Here is a 17160-nt window from a genome sequence, read left to right on the forward strand (position 1 = left end):
CGCGGGCGTCAGCGCGTGGCGACGATGATCGCGTTGCGCCCACCGCTGGTGGCGTGCGAGCGCACCCGGTGCACCGACACCTGCAGGCCGGCGCGCTCGAGTGCCCTCGCGAACGACGGCTCGGTGTCCACCGACCACCAGGCGACCACGCCACCGGGCTTGAGTGCGCCGAGCGTGGCCCGGATGCCGGCATCGCGGTAGAGCGCCGCGTTGCCGCCGGTGGTGAACGACTCGGCGCCATTGTCCACGTCCAGCATGATGGCGTCGAAGCCCTGCGGGTGGTCCCGCAACACCTGCGCCACGTCCTGCGGCACCACCGTCACCCGCGGGTCGGCCAGGGAATCGGCCGCCAGCGGCCACTCGGGGTTCCGGTTCCACGCGATGACGGCCGGTACCAGCTCGGCCACCGTGACACGCGCGTGCGACGGCAGCACGGCCAGCGCAGCCCGCAGGGTGCAGCCGAAGCCCAGGCCGCCGACCAGCACCGAGACCTGCGTCTGGTCGCGCACGGGCGTGCAGGCCAGCACCGCCAGTTCCTGCTCGGAGTGCACCCGCCGCGTGGACATCAACTCCACGCCATCCACCCGGATGAAGTAGGCGCCGTCGTGCCGGTGCAGCGTGAGCTGCGACCCGTCTGGCGCGGCGGCGCGGGCGAGTGTCTCGGTCGGCTTCACTTCAACTGGTCGAGGTGCGACAGCAGCTGGGCGAAGAAGGTGACCGCGGTCGCGTAGCCCTTCACCGACATCCGCTCGTTCACTCCGTGCACCCGGGCGATGTCACCCTGTGCCAGCGGCACGGCGAGGAACCGGTAGACGTTCTGCGAGTGGTCACCCCAGTACTTCGCATCGGTGCCGCCGGTGACGAGGTACGGCAGCACCGCCACCGACTTGCCTGGGACCATGCCGCGCACGGTGCTCGCGATCAGTCGGAAGGCGGGCGAGTTGACGTCTGACACCGGCGACGGATCGGTGCGCGCGCTGTCGGTCGGAACGACGGTGACCATGCTGTCCGCGATGACCTGCTTCACGCGCGCGATCACCGTCTCCTGCGTCTCGCCCGGCTTGATGCGGAAGTTCACGATCGCTGTCGCCTCGGGCGGCAGCACGTTGTCCTTCACGCCGGCGATCAGCATCGTGGGCGACGTCGTGGTGTGGAGCATCGCGGCCGATGTCGGCGCACTGGCGAGCGCGCCACTCACCAGCGGCGCGGTCAGCCAGAGATTGGCCAGCACCAACTTGCGCGAGAACGGCACGTACGGCGTCATGGCCTCGAGCATGCCGCGCGTCGGCCCGTCGAGGGAACTCGGGAACTGGTTCGCCTCGAGCGCGGCGATCGCGCGACTGAGTGCGCCGACCGCCGTGCGCGCCGTCGGCATGGACGAGTGCCCACCCTCCGCCTTCGCGCTGATGCGCAGCGACATGTACCCCTTCTCGGCAATGCCGATCACCGCGGCCGTGCCGTCGAAGCCAGGCAACCCGCCGTCGGTCAGCACGCCCCCCTCGTCGATCACCATCGCCGGCTTCACGCCCCGCCGCACCAGCGAATCGACGATGGCCCGTGCACCGAAGCGCCCGCCAACCTCCTCGTCGTGACCGAAGGTGAGGTACACCGTGCGCGCAGGCTTCACACCGGCGCCGAGCATGTGCTCCACCGCCTCGAGCACCGCCAGCACGGTCACCTTGTCGTCCATCGTGCCGCGGCCCCACACGTAGCCGTCCGCCACGTCCCCGCTGAACGGGCCGTGCGTCCATTCCTTCAGGTTCGCCTCCGGCACCGGGACCACATCCATGTGCCCCATCAGCACCACCGGCGCGAGCGTGGGGTCGGTGCCTGGCCAGGTGTAGAGCAGGCTGAGGCCGGCCACTTTCTCCAGCGCGAGACTGGCGTGTACCCGCGGGAACGACGTCGCGAGGAAGTCGTGGAAGGCGAGGAAGGCCGCCGTGTCGATCGGGCCACCCGATGTCATGGAGACCGTGGCGAACTTCACTGCGCCCGACAACCGCGCCGCAGCCACGGCCTCGTCGATCGTCACCACCTCGCCGGCGAGTGCCGGCGCGGCCGGCGCCGGCACCATCGCCGCCCGCGTCGCCATCACGCCGAACAGCGCCACGATCACGCCCAGCACCGCCAGCAACACGCGCTTCATGACAGTCTCCCGACGATGTCGTTGATGGATGCCGACAGGTCCTCGACCAGCGCGTCGATCTGGCCGGCATGCGTGCGGAAGCTCAGCACACACACCCGCCCAAGGTAGCGGTCGCCCACCTGGGCGCCGCTCAGCATCACGCGGCCGCGGCGCGAGGTCTCGTCCATGGCCGCCTTCGTGGCGGCGTTCTCCTGCGCCAGCGTGGCGCCGGGCCAGGTCAGGTGGAACGGGAAGAGCGACAGCTCGGGCGGCGCATCCAGCACCACGTGCGGCAGCGCGGCCACCCGCGACGCGGCATCGACGGCCAGCGCGCGCTTCTCGGCGATGGCGGCGCGGAACGCATCGGCGCCGTGGAGCTTCATCACCAGCCACATGCGGAGCCCGGGAAACCCGCGGGACAGGTCGGGGCCGTGCTGGCTCGGATCGTAGAACTCGCCCGCATCGGGCATCTCGGGCAGGTAGCCGGCCGTGGCCGCGTGCGCGGCGCGCAGGCGGCGCCCGTCACGCACCAGCAGCGCGCCCGTGCCGTACGGCATGAACATCCCCTTGTGCGGGTCGAGCGTGAGCGAGTCGGCGCGCTCGATGCCCTGCAGCACCTGGCGCGTCTCGTCACAGAGCTGGAAGAACGCGCCATAGGCGCCGTCCACGTGGTGCCACAGCCCTTCCGCCGCGCAGAGATCCGCGATGTCATCCAGCGGATCGACGGCGCCGGTGTTGGTGGTGCCGGCATTCGACACCACCATGAACGGCTGCAGGCCGAGGCGGCGATCCGCGGCGATCCGGTCGCGCAGCGCGTCGATCGACAGGCGGAAGTGCGCGTCGGTGGGCACCGAGCGCACTCTGTCCGGCATGATGCCGGCCAGCTTGGCCGACTTGTTCACGCAGTGATGCACCTGGTCCGAGGCGTACAGCACACCGGGCCGAAGCTCGGCGCCGAGGTACTGCTCGCGGGCGCAGAGCACGGCGTTGAATGTGGCCATCGATCCGCCGGTCGTGAACACGCCGCTGGCGCCGGCCGGAAAGGCCATCCACTCGCGCAACCACTCCAGCGCGTTGGCCTCGAGCTGCACCAGCGCTGGAGCGGCCTGCCAGATCCCGGTGTAGCGATTGGTGGTGTCGGCGATGAAGTCGGCCAGCGCCGCCGGAAACAGGCCACCCCCGGGGATGTACGCGAGGTAGCCCGCCGACGGCGTGGTGAACGACTGCGGGATGTAGGTGGTGAACAATGCCTCCATGAGCTCGTCGAGCGGCGTGCCCTCGGCGGGCGCCGGCTCGCGCATGCTGCGGCAGAGCGCCTCAGCGTCGTGCACACCGTAGAGCGGCTGCTGCGGCAGCGATTCGAGGTGCTGCACGCACCGCGCGACGACCGAGTCGGCCATCGCGCGCATTTCGTGCGCGGAGAGTTCGAGGTTCGTGATGGGGCGGCTCCCGGCAGGGGTCAGCGGTCGCGCGTGCGGGCGACCCTGCGGGAATATCGCGGATGGCGAGCGGGACGACAGGCGGGGTGGCGCTGGATCGATGACACGGCAGCAATCCGCGCCGGGTAAACCAGGGTTGCGCCCCGTGAAACGACTCAGAGTCAGGACCCTCCGTGAAACGACTCTGAGTCGGGGCCCGCGAAAGGGGACAGAGTCAGCTCACGGGAACGGCCGCGGACGCGGCTCGGGCCACGGCCAGGGATCGACGCGCCCCCGCCCTGCCAGCCCACGCACCGCCGCCTCACGCACTTCCGGGTCGCTGGACTCGAGCAACGCCGTCAGCGCCCCTTCCGACCGCTCGCCACTCTTCAGCAGCGCGCGCAGCACCGCCTTCCGCACCTCGGGGTCCGTCTCCCGCTTGAACGCGGCGCGCAGTGCCGGCAGCGCGGCGGCGTCAGACACCTCGGACAGTGCCCACGCCGCCTTGGTGCGCACGTCGTCGTCGGAATCCGCCAGCGCCGTGATCAGGCCTTCCGGCGCCCTCCGCACCTCGCTGTTGCCGATGGCCCACGCTGCGGTGGCGCGCACTCGGCGGTCGGCATCACGAGCGGCAGCCTCACCCAGCACCACGGCTGCCGAGCCATCCTCGATGTTGCCGAGCGCCCAGGCGGCGGTCTCCCGCACCCGCGGCGAGGCATCGCGCTGCACCGCCTGCTGCAGTTCGCGCGACGCGCCATCATGCTCGATGTTGCCGAGTGCCCAGGCGCACATCTCGCGCACGCTCGCGTCGCCGTCTCGTCCCAGCACGTCGGCCAGGTCGCGCACTGCCGACTCGGCCTCGAGGTTGCCCAGCGCCCACGCGGCCGCGCGGCGAACCGACGCCGTGCGATCGTCACGGAGCACGCGCAGCAGTGCCGGCACGGCGCTGGCCGAGTCCAGCTGGCCGACGGCGCCGATGACACTTTCACGCACCGTGGAATCGGCATCGGCCACCGCCCCGAGCAGCCCGCGCAGCGACGTCCCATCCTGGATGCGTCCCAGCGCCCAGGCGGCGTTCGCCCGCACCGTTGCGGCGGCGTCGCGTAGTGCCTTCACCAGCACCGTCGTGGCCATGTCCTTCGGCTCGATCAAGCCCAGCCCATTCGCCGCCGCCGCACGCACCGCACTGTCCGCGCTGGCGAGATGTGCCATGAGCCCGCGCGCTCCCGCCTCGCCGCCGGCACTGCCCAGCACGCGCACCGAGAGTTCGCGGACGCAGGCATCGCTGCTGGTCACGTTCTCGAGCAGCAACTGCACGTCGGCCGCCGGCAACGCGGCGCTGCGCTCGGCTTCCACGCGGATGTGCGGCAGCGTGGAGTGTGGCGCGCGCACGCTGCCGCCGTACCAGCCGCGACGCTCGACGCCATCCGCGGCCAGCGAGCAGACGATGGGCGACGCACCGTGCGCCGCATCCAACAGGGCGCGCAGGTCGGTGGGCGACGCGGCCACGCCGGGTGCCGCGAAGGCGTCCTCCACCGCGACGTCGGTGGAGCAGGAGCTGAACGCCGCGGCGATCAGGAGGGATGAGAGGCGCATGGCACGGTTCTCCGGTACGGGGAAGGGACGACGGATTGTGTTGATTTTTCAGCACACGAGGGCCGGAAAACGGCGCGGGTACGCGCCGGAGTCCTCGTGCGAGTGGTGCTGGTGGTGCTGGTGGTGCTGGTGGTGCTGGTGGTGCCGGTCGTGCTGGTGGTGCGGGTGGTGCGGGTCGTGCGGGTCGTGCGGGTCGTGCGGGTGATGCGGGTGTTACTGGTATTGCAGATAATCCGGGCATTGCCGTCTGCAGCCCGGGCAGGCGCGCGGCATTGCGTTACTACGGATACGGGCGCGGCCGGGGACGCGGCTGCGGCCAGGGATCGGCACCGCGGCCGGCCAGCGAACGGATGGCGATGGCACGGAGCTCCGCGTCCCCGCCGTCGATGATGCGCTGCAGCGCGGGCACCGCCGGGTCACCCATCACGCTCAACGCGCGCACCATGGCGACCTTCACGTCACGGTCGGTCTCCCGGACCAGCGCCGACTCCAGCGCGCCGGCGGCCGCACCGTCCTCGATCTGGTGGAGTGCCCACGCCGCCGTGGCGCGCACCGCGGGATCACGATCGGTGAGTGCGTCCTTCACCGCGGCCGGCGCACGTCGGGGACTCGCGTTGCCCAGGCCCCACAGCGCCGTCTCGCGGACGATGGCATCGGCGTCGCCCGCCGCCATCGCGAGCGCTTCCACGGTGCCCTGCGAGTCGCCATCGGCGCCCTCGCTCAGCGCCCACGCCGCCGTCTCGCGCACCGATCGGTCGCGATCCGTTCGCAGCACTGCGGCCAGCGCCGGCGCCACCCGGTCGCGATCGCCGGCGTACGCCAGCGACCACGCCGCCATCTCGCGGACCCGCGCACTCGCGTCTGACCGCACGGCGAACACCAGCGCGTCGATGGCCCGGTCGTCCCCGTCGAACTCGTGCAGCCCCCACGCCGCGATCCGCCGCAGCGACGGCGCCGTGTCCGTGCGGAGCACCCGAGCCAGCGACGCCGCCCGCCCGGAGCTGTCCGCAGGCACCGCGCCCCTCGCTGGCGCCTCCGCGTCCCCATCCTCGCCCGAATCCGGTGACAGTGCACCGATTCCCGCCGCGGAATGCGGTGACAGTGCACCCGGTGCCCTGAATCCCGCGACCTGCGCCGTGTCAGCCGAGCGCCGCAGCGAATCCACCAGCCGGTCACGCACGGAGTCCGCCAGCGCCGGCGTGAGCGCCGTGAACGTGCGTCCGCCAGGCGCCGGAACCTGCACCCTCGGCACCATTGCCCCGGTGATGATCGCGAACAGCATCACCCCTCCTGCCAGCGTGCTGGCCTGCACGCGTGTGGGCGCCGTGCGCGACAGCGTCGGGTCGAGGATCGCCAGCATGCGTCCCTCGAACTCCGAACGCGTCGCCATCGCCATCGCCACGTTCGGCGTGCCATGGTTCCGCACCGATGTCACGATCTCGAGCAGGTGCTCGGCGTAGTCGCTCGCCCGCGTGCCGCAGGCCAGGGCGAGGTCATCGCAGGCACGCTCACTCTCGGCCCGCAACCGGCGCGCCGCCGTCCAGGCCAGCGGGTGGAACCAGTAGAGCGCGCTCACCACGCGGCCCAGCGTGTGCGCGACGATGTCATGCCGGCGCACATGTGCCAGCTCGTGCAGCAGCACGGCGGTGCGACGATCCGGTGTCCAGTCCGCACTCTCGCGCGGCAACACGATCACCGGTGTGCGCAGTCCGCACGCGAACGGCATGGTGACGTCGGCGCGCACCAGGCGCGGCAGCCTCTCGAGGCCGAGGCGGTCAGCGATCTCCATGGCACTGCCCTGCCACGCCTCGTCCCCGACATCCGTCGCGTGCGACAGGATGCGCCGCACCGACCACTGCCCGTGGAGCAGCCACGCCAGCAGTGCGACGGCGACGCCAGCCCACGCCAGCAGCAGCACCTGCACCAGCGACGGCGCCGGCCATGGCGAGGTCGTGCCAATCGGCGCGTTCATCGTGCGGGGCGGCACCGGCGCCCTCACCAGCGCGTCATCAACCACCGCGTCCGCGCGCGAGGTGGCCAGCGGTTCACCCGTGTGTGCTGCCGGAGCTGCCGCGACCGCAGGCGTGCCCCACGCCGACGGCAGCACCGCCAGCCGCACCGGGCTGAACGCCGCCAGCACCGGAATCGCGAGCAGCGCCAGCAACGACGCCAGCCACACCAGGTGCCGGGCCGTGGCCGAGGTGCGCGCCATGAGGGTGGTGAGCGCGAAGCCGACCAGCAGCACCGCGGTGGCCTTGCCGATCATCAGGAGTGCCGGCGTCAGCGCGACGAATGATTCGATACGCATGTCCGATTACCTCCCGCTCTTGCGCGCGCCGGCGATCTTCGCGCGGAGAGCATCGATCTCGCGCTCGGACACGGAGGTGTCCGACATCCGCAGCAGCGCAGCGACGGCCTGCTCGGTGGAGCCGGCGAAGTAGGTCCGCACCACGTGATCGAGCATCTCGGCCTGCGCCTGCTCGGTGGGGGCGGCCGGGAAGTACACGTACCGCGGCCCGTCCTCGCGGAACTCGATCAGCGCCTTCTCGCCCAGGATGCGGAGAATGGAGCGGACGGCCGAGTAGGTCGGCGGGTCGGGGAGGTCGGCCATGATCTCGGCCACCGTGGACTCGCCGCGGCGGTGGAGGATGTCCATGACCTGCCGTTCCCGCCGCGTGAGGTCCTCGGTGGGGCTGGGCTGCTTCTTCGGGGCGGGCTTCGGCGTCATGGGCGGTCCTCGGAACGGGTCTGCTGATTTTTCAACTGTGCTGATTCTTCAGCATTACGCCACAGAAGTCAAGAGGTTTCGGCGCGGGGCATTCGCGGGAGCCAGATCTCGAGCGAGGCCGGCCCCTACGGCCGCCGGGAGGAGCGGCACTCCCCCGCCCGGCGTTCCGCCACCCGCGGGCGTTCGGTCAGGTACCGCACCCGGTCGGACGCGGACAGGCACACCGGAGACCGGCGCAGCGGCCCGAGCGCCACCTCCGGGTCGGTCGGGTACAGCTCCGCCGTCTGGCCGGCGGTCGTGGTCAGCACCCACCGCCCGTCCGGGCTCGGCAGCGCCTGCGTCACCAGCGTGCCGTCCCCCGGGAGCGCCACCGACCCGCCGCTGCCATCGGCGTTCCACAACCGCGCCTCGCCCTGATTGAATCCAAGGGTCACGATGCGGCGGCCATCGGCAGTGAAATGCGCGCTCCGTACCTCGATGCCACGCGGGCGCAGCCGCACCAGCGACGTTGCCGACGCCGCATCCCACGCCATCACCGAGCCGTCTTCCGACACCGTGAGCAGGCGCGCATCGTCGGCCGAGTACTCGAGGCGCGTGATCGGTTCGCGCTGGCCGAGCAGCACCCGACCGGTGTCGGCCTTCGTGAGCGACACGAGGCGCGCACTGCCGTCCAAGTGCCCGATGGCGAGCATCGTGCCGGCGCGATTGAACGCCAGCGCGGTGGGCGTGCCGCGGCTGGCGATTCGCACCGGTGCCCCGCCGGTCACGAACGAGGCGAGCTCGATGCCCCCGCCAACGGCGCAGACGGCAACCCGTTCACCGTCGTCCGAGAGCGCGGCGCAGCGCCGCTCGCGATCACTGGCCTGCCGCACCACGCGCGCACGCGCCGGTGACGTGGCGTCCCACACGTGGACCTCCGCGGAGTCACGCAACCACAGCCCGCGCCGCGCACGGGGCGCGAAGTCGGCGGCCACCACACGCCGCGCCGCCGCCGCGCGACTCGTGCGCCGCGTCCCGCCAGCCAGCCGCGACGTCACGGGCTCGGCATCGCAGCGCAGCGCGTCGATCTCTGTGTCGCCGGGCGCAAACGCCAGCGCGCACAGGTCGGCGTTGGCACTGTCCACGACGCGTCGCACGCGTGCCGTGTCGTCCAGCCGCACCACCGAGATCTCGCCGCGCCGCGTGCCGAGCGCGAGCTGCCGGCCATCCCGCGAGAATCCCGCGGCGCCGACGTCATCCAGGGTGTCACCCACGGCCGATGCCGCGACGTACAGTCGTGGCACCGGCAGCTCCCACAGGCGCACGCTGCCATCCTCCGACGCCGTCAGTACGCGGTCACTGCGCGGCATGAACAGCTCCGAGACCAACGCATTGGTGTGTCCCGCCAGCGGCACCAGCGCATCGCCCTCCCGCCCGCTCCAGACACGCGCCTGGAAGGTGGTGCCGCTGGTGAGGATCAGGCGCTGGCCGTCCCGCGCGAACGCCGCTGACTGCACAGGGTCGCTGGTGCCGCGCAACCGCGACTGCGTCTCGCCGCTGGCCACGTCCATGATGCGCACCTCCTCGTCCGCCGATGCCGAGGCGAGCTGCGTGCCGTCGCTGCTCAGCGAGAGCGAGAAGACCGCATCGCCGTGCGGCGTGAACGTGCGAAGCAGCCGGCCGCGCACGGCATCGTGGACCTGCATCCTTCCCCTGGCCGTGCCCAGCGCCACCGTGCCGCCAGTGCGGCTGACATCCAGCGCGACGATCGCGTCCCCCGCCACACGCACCGTGCGAGCCGGCGCGGCACCGCCGCTGGACGGCCACCACTCCACCGCCCGGTCGCCGTTGATCACCACGACCTGGCGGTCGCCATCCACCCATCGCGCCAGGTCCACGACCTCGGACGCCGTGCCGATCACGCTCGGTGGCACGCTCCCGTCCACGGCGAACACCCGCGCGTTCGTGCTGTCGTATGTCACCAGCAGTCGTCGTCCGTCGGCGCTGAACTCCAGTCGCTGTACCCCCCGCGTGCCACCAATCAGCGCCACCGGTGCGCCGCGCGGCTGCAGGGGCCAGACCGTCACGCGACCATTCGCCTCACCCACCGCGACCTGCCGCGCATCGGGGCTGAACTGCAGCACCTGCACCGTGTCCGCCGCCCGCGGCAGTGAGAGCGGCGCGCCGCCACCGCTCAGCGGCCACACCCGCACCACGCCATCCTTGGCCGCGGTGGCGAGGGACTGCCCATCCGCACTCACCACCGCATCGGCGATCCCAGCCTCGTTCTCGAACGTCGCCACGACACGCGGCACACGACGCAGCTCCAGCGCTGCGCCCAGTATCGCCAGCCGCGTGGCATCGTCGGCACTGCGCACCATGCTGCTGTCGATGCTGCCAAGCAGCTGCGTCGCCACCAGCGGATCCTCGTTGACCAGCGCCGTCGCCGAGCGCACGATCGACGCGATGCGCACCTGCTCGGCGCGCGCACTGGCCCGCCGTCCGCCGATGACCGCGACGACTCCGGCCACCACGATCGCAAGCACTGCGGCCGCCGCTCCGGCCAGTGCAACGCGCCGGCCGCGCACGCTGCGTTGCGCGAAGGCCAGCTCGGTGACGTTCAGCCACGGCGCACGACGACGCACCAGCGGCGCCAGCTGCGCACTCCGCGACGCGTCGCTCCACAGCAGTCCACGCTTGCCTGCCCCCTCGGCACGCTGCCAGTCCTGCGCGGCGCGACTCAGCCGCTGCTGCTGCGACAGCGGAAAGATCGCGTCGTTCTCCCGCCGCACCCACTCGGCCAGCCGCCCCCAGCCGCGCACCAGCGCGTCATGCGCCGGCTCGACGAAGCGTTCGCCATCGGGCTCGCGGCCCTGCACCAGCAGGCGCGCCTCGACCAGGCGCTGCACGATGGCGCTCGCCCGCTGCTGCTCGGCGGTATCGGCGAAGGCCAGCTCGGCGTCGCTGGCCCGCCGACGCGCGATGCCCGTTCCCTCCGCGGTGACCAGTCGCAGCAGCACGCGACGCAGCGTGCCTCGCGCCGTCTCGTCCAGCGAATCGTGCTCGGCCTCGGCGCGTGATCGCAGCGCGCCAACCACACCGCCCACCGCGTCGAAATCCGCGCGCGTGATGGCGCGGTCGCTGCTCTTGCGCTGCACGTAGCGGATGTACATCTCACTGAGCGCGAACGAAAGCAGCGGCAGCGGGCCCGGCGTCGCGACCACCTCGTCCAGCAGCGTCTCCACGAGGCTCGACGGGTCGAAGTACAGCACGCGCGCCTCGGCCGGCTTCTCGATCACGTCGCGCAGGCTGCTGCGCGACATGAGCGGCACGACGTAGCGTCCCTGCTGCCAGTGCTCACCGAGGCCGGCGCGATCGAAGTTCGGCTCGAAGTCGGTGCGCAGCGTGATCACCACGCGCAGCTGACCGGGATGCGCCGCGATGAGGCGCGCGAGCAGGGCGATGATCCGTTCGCGTTCGCCAGCCCGTCGCGCGAGGGTGATCAATTCCTCGAACTGGTCGATCACCAGCAAGAGGCGCGACGCCGGCTGCGCCTTGAAGCGTGCCGCGACCAGGGCAGTGATCGTCTCGGCTGTCGCCCCCTGCACCGACCGGCCCGGCGGCGCGAGCGCGGTCGCGAGGGCCGTGAGCGGCGCCGTGCCCGGGCGCACGATCGGCGCCACCTGCCATCCCGCCGCCGCCAGCGCCGGCACCACGCCTGCCTTCACCAGCGACGACTTGCCACTGCCCGACGCGCCGAGCACCACCGTCAGCGACTGCGCGGCGATTCGCTCAGTGAGCGACGCGATCTCCGCCCCGCGGCCGAAGAACAGCGGCGCATCGGCGGACTCGTACGACCCGAGCCCGCGCCAGGGGTTGCTCTCGAAGGTGAGTGGTGGCGCCGGCGGCAGTGCCAGGTCGCGTCCCGGCACGAAGAACACGAACTCGCCGCGATCATGCTTGCGCAGCGGCCACAGGCGCGGTGTCTGTTCGCGCCCCGCCGCGATCGCCGCCGACTGCAGCGCCTCGCCGACATAGAGGTACAACTCGGTGGCCGTGACGAGGCCGTCCCCGGTGCCGCGCGGCACCAGGTCACCGGCACCGTGCAGCGCATCGAACAGGGCCAGTGCAAACGGTGAGTGTGCACCATCACCCGGACGGCTGCCGAGGGCGCCGGACGAGAGCTGGTCGAGCGCCTTCTGGTCCTGCGACGCCGAGGTGATCACCTGCCACGCGGGGTCGCGCACGTACCGTTCGTACTTCTCCTGGTGCACCACGCCGGGCTCTTCGTCCACGTCGCGCACCCCCGACCAGCGAAAGGCGCCGGAGAAGCAGGAGTCGAGGATCACGAGCATGTGTCGGCACGGCAGCGCCAGCAGCGCGTCGTGCACCAGCGGCATGTCCAGGAAGGTGGCGTCGTCCGCGCGCGATGCATCGATGGGGAGCAGGTAGCCGTTCGGGCCCTCGTCTCCGTCGCGTGCCACGCCGTGTCCCGCGAAATAGAACAGCACCCGGTCGTCAGGGCCGAGGCGGGCGGGCAGCTCCTGCGTGAGCACGGCGGTGATCCGCGCCTGCGTTGCCTCCTCGTCGAGCAGGGAGACGATGTCGTAGCCGTGCTCGCTGGCGAGCACCTCGCCCAGCCGGCGGGCGTCGTTCACAGCCGTCCGCAGCGCCGGGATGCCGTTACGGTAGTGGTCGATTCCGATCACGACCGCAAGCGAATGCGCGAAGGGTGACGCAGTCGGCATCGGGTGGTGCGAGGAGCTGTTGGTGGCCATGCCTTGGCGAGCGACTCAACATTGCTCGCGGCCACGACAAGCGGAAGGCAGGCGCGCGGGAGTTGGCTTCCCCTCGCGGCGCCGCCGGCTGGCGGATACGCGCGTCCTTTGCGAGACTTCCGATTCCGCCGCGGGCTGCACCGGCATCGCTGCGCCAGGCGCGGCGCGGCGCGATCACCGTACTTCCGGGAGTGTCGCATGGCTCGCCGCTTGTTCTCGTCGTGGGTGGTTGGAGCGATGGTCGCCGGGGTCGGGTTCACACTGCAGGCGCCCGCCACCATGCCGGTCGAGGGTGGCGTGCACGCGCGTGCGATCACACGCACCGACCTGGATGCATTCAGCGATGCGCGACTCGAGCGCGACCTGGAGGACGAGCTGGACGACGTCTTCGAGGACCACAATCCCGGCGACGTGGGCGATGTGGCGGAGATCCAGGAGGCGATCATGGAGGCGCTCGCGGACGCGGGAGACGAGGGCGCCGAGGCGGAGATCAGCCTGGCCGACCTGGAGGCCGAGATGGACGAGGATGGCACCGACGTGGCGGAGGTGGTGCATGAGGCCATCGCACGGCTCGACCACGCCGCCGCCGGCCGGCCCGCGGTCTTCCTCGCCGCCTGGCGTGGCACCTCAGACCCGGGGTACAAGCCGACGTATGGCCTGGCGGTGCGTGACGCCCGGCGCGGCCTGATTCGCGAGATCCGGAAGGCGCGCTGACGCGGCGGGGCGCCGCCCCGCCGGCGGATACAAGAATCCTGCGCAGGTCGCTTGATTTCGCGCCATGCGCGAACTCACCCTGCGATCGGTCATCCTCGGCGGCATCATCACGCTGCTGGTCACCGCCGCGAACGTCTACCTGGGGCTGAAGGTCGGCCTCACCTTCGCCACGTCGATCCCGGCGGCGGTGATCTCGATGGCCGTCCTGCGGCTCCTGCCCGGCGGCACGATCCTCGAGAACAACATCGTGCAGACGATCGCCTCCGCCGCGGGCACGCTCTCGGCGATCATCTTCGTGCTCCCGGGCCTCGTGATCCTCGGCTACTGGCAGGGGTTTCCGTTCGTGACCACGGCCGCCGTCTGCGCCACCGGCGGCATCCTCGGCGTGATGTTCTCGGTGCCGCTCCGGCGCGCGCTCGTCACGGGGTCCGACCTGCCGTACCCCGAGGGGATGGCGGCGGCCGAGGTGCTGCGGGTGGGCTCGTCGGATGCCGGCGGCGCCGAAGAGAACCAGAAGGGGCTGCGCACGATCATCACCTCGTCGCTGGCCTCGGTGGCCGTCTCGCTCCTGATCGCGATGAAGTTGATGGTGGGCGAGGTGAGCAAGTACGTCCGCGTCGGGACCGGCGCCACAGGCGCGGCGACCTCGCTCAGCTTCGCGCTGATCGGCGTGGGGCACCTGGTGGGGCTGTCGGTCGGCATGGCGATGCTCACGGGACTCGTCATCTCCTGGGCCGGGCTGGTGCCGTGGTTCAGCCAGGGCGCCGCCGGCGCGGATGCCGCCGCGATCGCGGGCGGGGTGTTCCGCGCCAAGGCGCGCTTCATCGGCGCCGGCACCATCGGCGTCGCGGCCATCTGGACCCTGCTCAAGATCATCGGGCCGATCATCGCGGGCATCCGCGGCGCGCTGGCCGCATCCGCCGCGCGCGGCAGCGGTGCGGAACTGCCGCTGGCCGAGCGTGACCTGCCGATCAAGCAGGTTGCGACGGTGATCGTGCTGACGATGATCCCGATCGCGTTCCTGCTCTGGCAGTTCATCGCCGATGGCCCGCTCGCGTCACACGCCACGGTGCTGATCGCGATCACGGTGGTGTACATCATGGTGGCCGGCATCGTGATCGCGTCGGTGTGCGGCTACATGGCCGGCCTGATCGGTGCGTCGAACAGTCCCATCTCCGGCGTCGGCATCCTGGCGGTGGTGGGCGTGTCGCTGATGATGGTCGCTTTCCTGGGTCGCAGCACGGTGCCGTCCACCACCGAGGCGATGGTGGCGTATGCTCTGTTCGCCACCGCGATCGTCTTCGGCATCGCGACGATCTCCAACGACAACCTGCAGGACCTGAAGACCGGCCAGCTCGTGGGCGCCACGCCGTGGCGGCAGCAGATTGCGCTGGTGATCGGCGTGCTGTTCGGCAGCCTCGCGATTCCCGGCGTGCTCGACCTGCTGAACAACGCCTTCGGGTTCGCCGGTGCGGAAGGCGCACGCCCGCAGGCGCTGGCGGCACCGCAGGCACTGCTGATCTCTGCGCTGGCCAAGGGCGTGCTGGGCGGTGACCTCGACTGGCCGCTGCTCGGACTTGGTGCCGCGATCGGCGTCGTGATCGTGCTCGTGGACGAAATGCTTGGCCGCGCCCGCAAGCTCCGGCTCCCGCCGCTGGGCGTGGGCATGGGTGTGTACCTGCCGATGTCGCTGACGGCGCTGATCGTGGTGGGGTCGGTGATCGGGACGTACTACGACAAGTGGGCCGACACGCAGCGTGATCCCGAGACGGCGCGGCGGTTCGGTGTGCTGGCCGCGACGGGGCTGATCGTGGGTGAGAGCCTGTTCGGTGTGGCCTTCGCCGGCATCGTGGCGGCGACGGGATCGGACTCGCCGCTGGCGGTGGTGGGCGAAGGGTTCGAGCCGGTGGCGCTCTGGGGCGGCCTGGCGGCGTTCATCGGGCTGGTGTGGTGGGTGTACCGCCAGACGCGCCGGGCAGCGGTGAACTGAGCCACCCGACGCGCGCCGACGACATGCTGGCGCGTCGTGCGACGCGGGTCAGCGCGCGAGCAGGTGGTGGAGGGGCAGGCTGAAGCCGGGGAGCACGTCCTCGCCCTCCAGCGCTTCGGTGGCAGCGAACACCTGCTCTGAGCCGTCTGCGCGATACGCGTGCGCCAGCGCCCGTCCGGGATCGATCACCCACACCAGCCGGGTGCCAGCACGCAGCCATTGGCGCACCTTCGTGCGCAGCGTGCCGATCCTGTCACCCGGCGAGCGCACCTCGATCGCGAGGTCGGGCGCGAGTTCGTCGAAGCCCGGGTTGCCGGGCGGCGGCATGCGATGCGCAGCGATGAACGCCACATCAGGCGCCCGCACCGTGTCCGGTGCACGCGCCAGCACGAAGCCCGGATCACCGGCGGCCACGGTGCCGATGGGATTCGCGCGGAGGTAGGACTGGAGCTCGAACGACAGTCGCGCCACGATCACACCGTGCCAGAGTGCGGCCGGTTCGCGGAAGACGAGTCGTCCGCGCACGAGCTCCGTCCGGCGCCCCCGGGCGTCGTATCGGGCAAGGCGTTCCGCGGTCATGTGGACGGGCTCTGTCATGTGGCCTCCGTGCATGCAGGGGTGGGCGACGTGGCTTGCAGCCACGCCTCCATGCTACATGCGGAAGACTCGTCATGCGTCACCGTATTCGTGCATTCCGCGGCCGCGCCGACACCGCGCGCGGGATCAGCGCCCCCGAGGCACCAGCGCCTGATAGACCAGGTTCGTGAACCGTGACGGCAGGTCGCTGGAGTTCGGCCGTTGCCGGACGTGTTCCCGTCAGCCGCTACTTCTTCGCCGTGAGTCGCTCGAGGATCTGCCGCGTCGGGAAGACCAGGCCGAACGTGAACGCCGGCTCGTACTTCGCGCGCAAGTTCTCCGCCAACTGTGCCGGCGTCGCGGCGTTGCCCAACCGAAGCGAGTCCGGCACCTGCGTCCGCGTGAACTGGACGCCGGCGAACACCTGGGCCAGCGAGACACCGCTGGCGAGACCCACGACGAGGCGGTCGAGTGGCCGCGACGAGATCCCGGCACCCAGGACGAGCGACGGGATCAGCTGACGACGCATGTTCTTCGTGTCCATCGGCACGAAGGAGAGGTTGAGCATGCCGACCAATCCCTGCTTGTCGACCTGCTTCGTCCGGACCGTGCCGTCGGCCGCGTTGTACTCGAGCTGGTTCACCCGAGCCGTGGGAATGCCGACGCTCACGTTCCAGTGCGACAGTCCCTCGTTGTCGAAGGTCTGCTTGGACACTTCGCTCGCATCGCCGTCAGTCGCGCCGGGCTTGGACGGAATCGTCAGGTGCGTCACGATGTCCGACGGAACACTCTGCACCGCGATCGGCGTCACGGCGAACTTCCACTCGTTGCCCGCAAGCGCGATGACGGATGCCGCGATCTGGAACAGTGCGCGCAGTGAGCCAACCTGGTCCGCCTCCTTCCGGAGCACATCGACCGTGTACTGCACGCCCTGCGGAGCTCCCTCATGCAGGGTGATCAGCGTGAACTGGCGGGTGCCGAACAGCCGTGACCCGGTGGCATCGGACACGGACCAGCCGCTGCCGTCCTCGTTCGTCCTCCGATACACGAGCCAGCGCTGCCGCGCGACCTGCCGGTCCCGCCAGCGCACCAGGTGCACGAGGGCGTATCCGCCGTCGGGGACCTTGCCGGACGTGAGGCTGGTGACGACGGCGTGCAGGTCCGACACACTCGGCTTGGATGCATCGAGAAGCCCGAACACCTGCTGTACCATGTCATCCGGAAGTGCCGTTGCAGGTCCTTCGACGACCTGCGAT

General features: G+C 71.1%; 11 protein-coding genes. 2 read left to right on the top strand and 9 right to left on the bottom strand.

Annotated elements, in window-relative coordinates; genetic code table 11:
• Positions 1 to 8 precede the first annotated feature (8 nt).
• The 7 genes from IT355_02255 to IT355_02285 form a co-directional block, all read right to left on the bottom strand.
• On the bottom strand, positions 9 to 674 hold the full coding sequence (locus tag IT355_02255) for a hypothetical protein (protein ID MCC7052060.1): 666 nt from the start codon (positions 672 to 674) through the stop codon (positions 9 to 11).
• A complete protein-coding gene (locus IT355_02260) occupies positions 671 to 2146 on the bottom strand; it encodes a M20 family peptidase (GenBank protein ID MCC7052061.1) in 1476 nt (491 codons plus the stop codon). Before IT355_02260 ends, IT355_02255 begins: the two co-directional genes overlap by 4 nt.
• Positions 2143 to 3525: an aminotransferase class V-fold PLP-dependent enzyme gene (locus IT355_02265; protein ID MCC7052062.1), complete on the bottom strand. Its 1383-nt coding sequence runs from the start codon at positions 3523 to 3525 to the stop codon at positions 2143 to 2145. The genes IT355_02260 and IT355_02265 overlap by 4 nt, the downstream gene beginning before the upstream one ends.
• Before the next feature lie 258 nt (positions 3526 to 3783).
• Positions 3784 to 5139 (bottom strand): HEAT repeat domain-containing protein, encoded by a 1356-nt coding sequence (locus tag IT355_02270; protein MCC7052063.1) that lies wholly within the window; start codon positions 5137 to 5139, stop codon positions 3784 to 3786.
• 280 nt (positions 5140 to 5419) lie between these two features.
• Positions 5420 to 7447, bottom strand: a complete 2028-nt coding sequence (locus IT355_02275) for a HEAT repeat domain-containing protein (protein MCC7052064.1) — start codon at positions 7445 to 7447, stop codon at positions 5420 to 5422.
• Between the two features lie 6 nt (positions 7448 to 7453).
• Complete coding sequence (locus tag IT355_02280; GenBank protein ID MCC7052065.1) at positions 7454 to 7867, bottom strand: BlaI/MecI/CopY family transcriptional regulator; 414 nt, start codon at positions 7865 to 7867, stop codon at positions 7454 to 7456.
• A gap of 125 nt (positions 7868 to 7992) precedes the next feature.
• Positions 7993 to 12555, bottom strand: coding sequence for a caspase family protein (locus IT355_02285; GenBank protein ID MCC7052066.1), 4563 nt, complete (start codon positions 12553 to 12555; stop codon positions 7993 to 7995).
• 267 nt (positions 12556 to 12822) lie between these two features.
• Here IT355_02285 and IT355_02290 point away from each other — a divergent pair, with 267 nt between their 5' ends.
• The gene (locus tag IT355_02290) at positions 12823 to 13338 is read left to right on the top strand and encodes a hypothetical protein (GenBank protein MCC7052067.1); all 516 of its coding nucleotides are present in this window, start codon (positions 12823 to 12825) and stop codon (positions 13336 to 13338) included.
• A gap of 64 nt (positions 13339 to 13402) precedes the next feature.
• Positions 13403 to 15328 (top strand): oligopeptide transporter, OPT family, encoded by a 1926-nt coding sequence (locus IT355_02295; GenBank protein MCC7052068.1) that lies wholly within the window; start codon positions 13403 to 13405, stop codon positions 15326 to 15328.
• Between the two features lie 48 nt (positions 15329 to 15376).
• Here the strand turns inward: IT355_02295 and IT355_02300 are convergent, their stop codons facing one another.
• Together IT355_02300 and IT355_02305 are read right to left on the bottom strand one after the other, a co-directional pair.
• The gene (locus tag IT355_02300; GenBank protein MCC7052069.1) at positions 15377 to 15925 is read right to left on the bottom strand and encodes a Uma2 family endonuclease; all 549 of its coding nucleotides are present in this window, start codon (positions 15923 to 15925) and stop codon (positions 15377 to 15379) included.
• Positions 15926 to 16151: 226 nt separating this feature from the next.
• Complete coding sequence (locus tag IT355_02305; protein ID MCC7052070.1) at positions 16152 to 17117, bottom strand: hypothetical protein; 966 nt, start codon at positions 17115 to 17117, stop codon at positions 16152 to 16154.
• Positions 17118 to 17160: the final 43 nt, after the last annotated feature.

The organism is Gemmatimonadaceae bacterium, assembly GCA_020851035.1.
GTDB lineage: Bacteria > Gemmatimonadota > Gemmatimonadetes > Gemmatimonadales > Gemmatimonadaceae > JACMLX01.

Excerpts from the sequence above, each read along its gene's own strand:
- IT355_02260 (MCC7052061.1), bottom strand. The coding sequence starts at position 2,146 with ATGAAGCGCGTGTTGCTGGCGGTGCTGGGCGTGATCGTGGCGCTGTTC.
- IT355_02265 (MCC7052062.1), bottom strand. The coding sequence starts at position 3,525 with ATGGCCGACTCGGTCGTCGCGCGGTGCGTGCAGCACCTCGAATCGCTG.
- IT355_02270 (MCC7052063.1), bottom strand. The coding sequence starts at position 5,139 with ATGCGCCTCTCATCCCTCCTGATCGCCGCGGCGTTCAGCTCCTGCTCC.
- IT355_02275 (MCC7052064.1), bottom strand. The coding sequence starts at position 7,447 with ATGCGTATCGAATCATTCGTCGCGCTGACGCCGGCACTCCTGATGATC.
- IT355_02280 (MCC7052065.1), bottom strand. The coding sequence starts at position 7,867 with ATGACGCCGAAGCCCGCCCCGAAGAAGCAGCCCAGCCCCACCGAGGAC.
- IT355_02290 (MCC7052067.1), top strand. The coding sequence starts at position 12,823 with ATGGCTCGCCGCTTGTTCTCGTCGTGGGTGGTTGGAGCGATGGTCGCC.
- IT355_02295 (MCC7052068.1), top strand. The coding sequence starts at position 13,403 with ATGCGCGAACTCACCCTGCGATCGGTCATCCTCGGCGGCATCATCACG.
- IT355_02300 (MCC7052069.1), bottom strand. The coding sequence starts at position 15,925 with ATGACAGAGCCCGTCCACATGACCGCGGAACGCCTTGCCCGATACGAC.
- IT355_02305 (MCC7052070.1), bottom strand. The coding sequence starts at position 17,117 with ATGGTACAGCAGGTGTTCGGGCTTCTCGATGCATCCAAGCCGAGTGTG.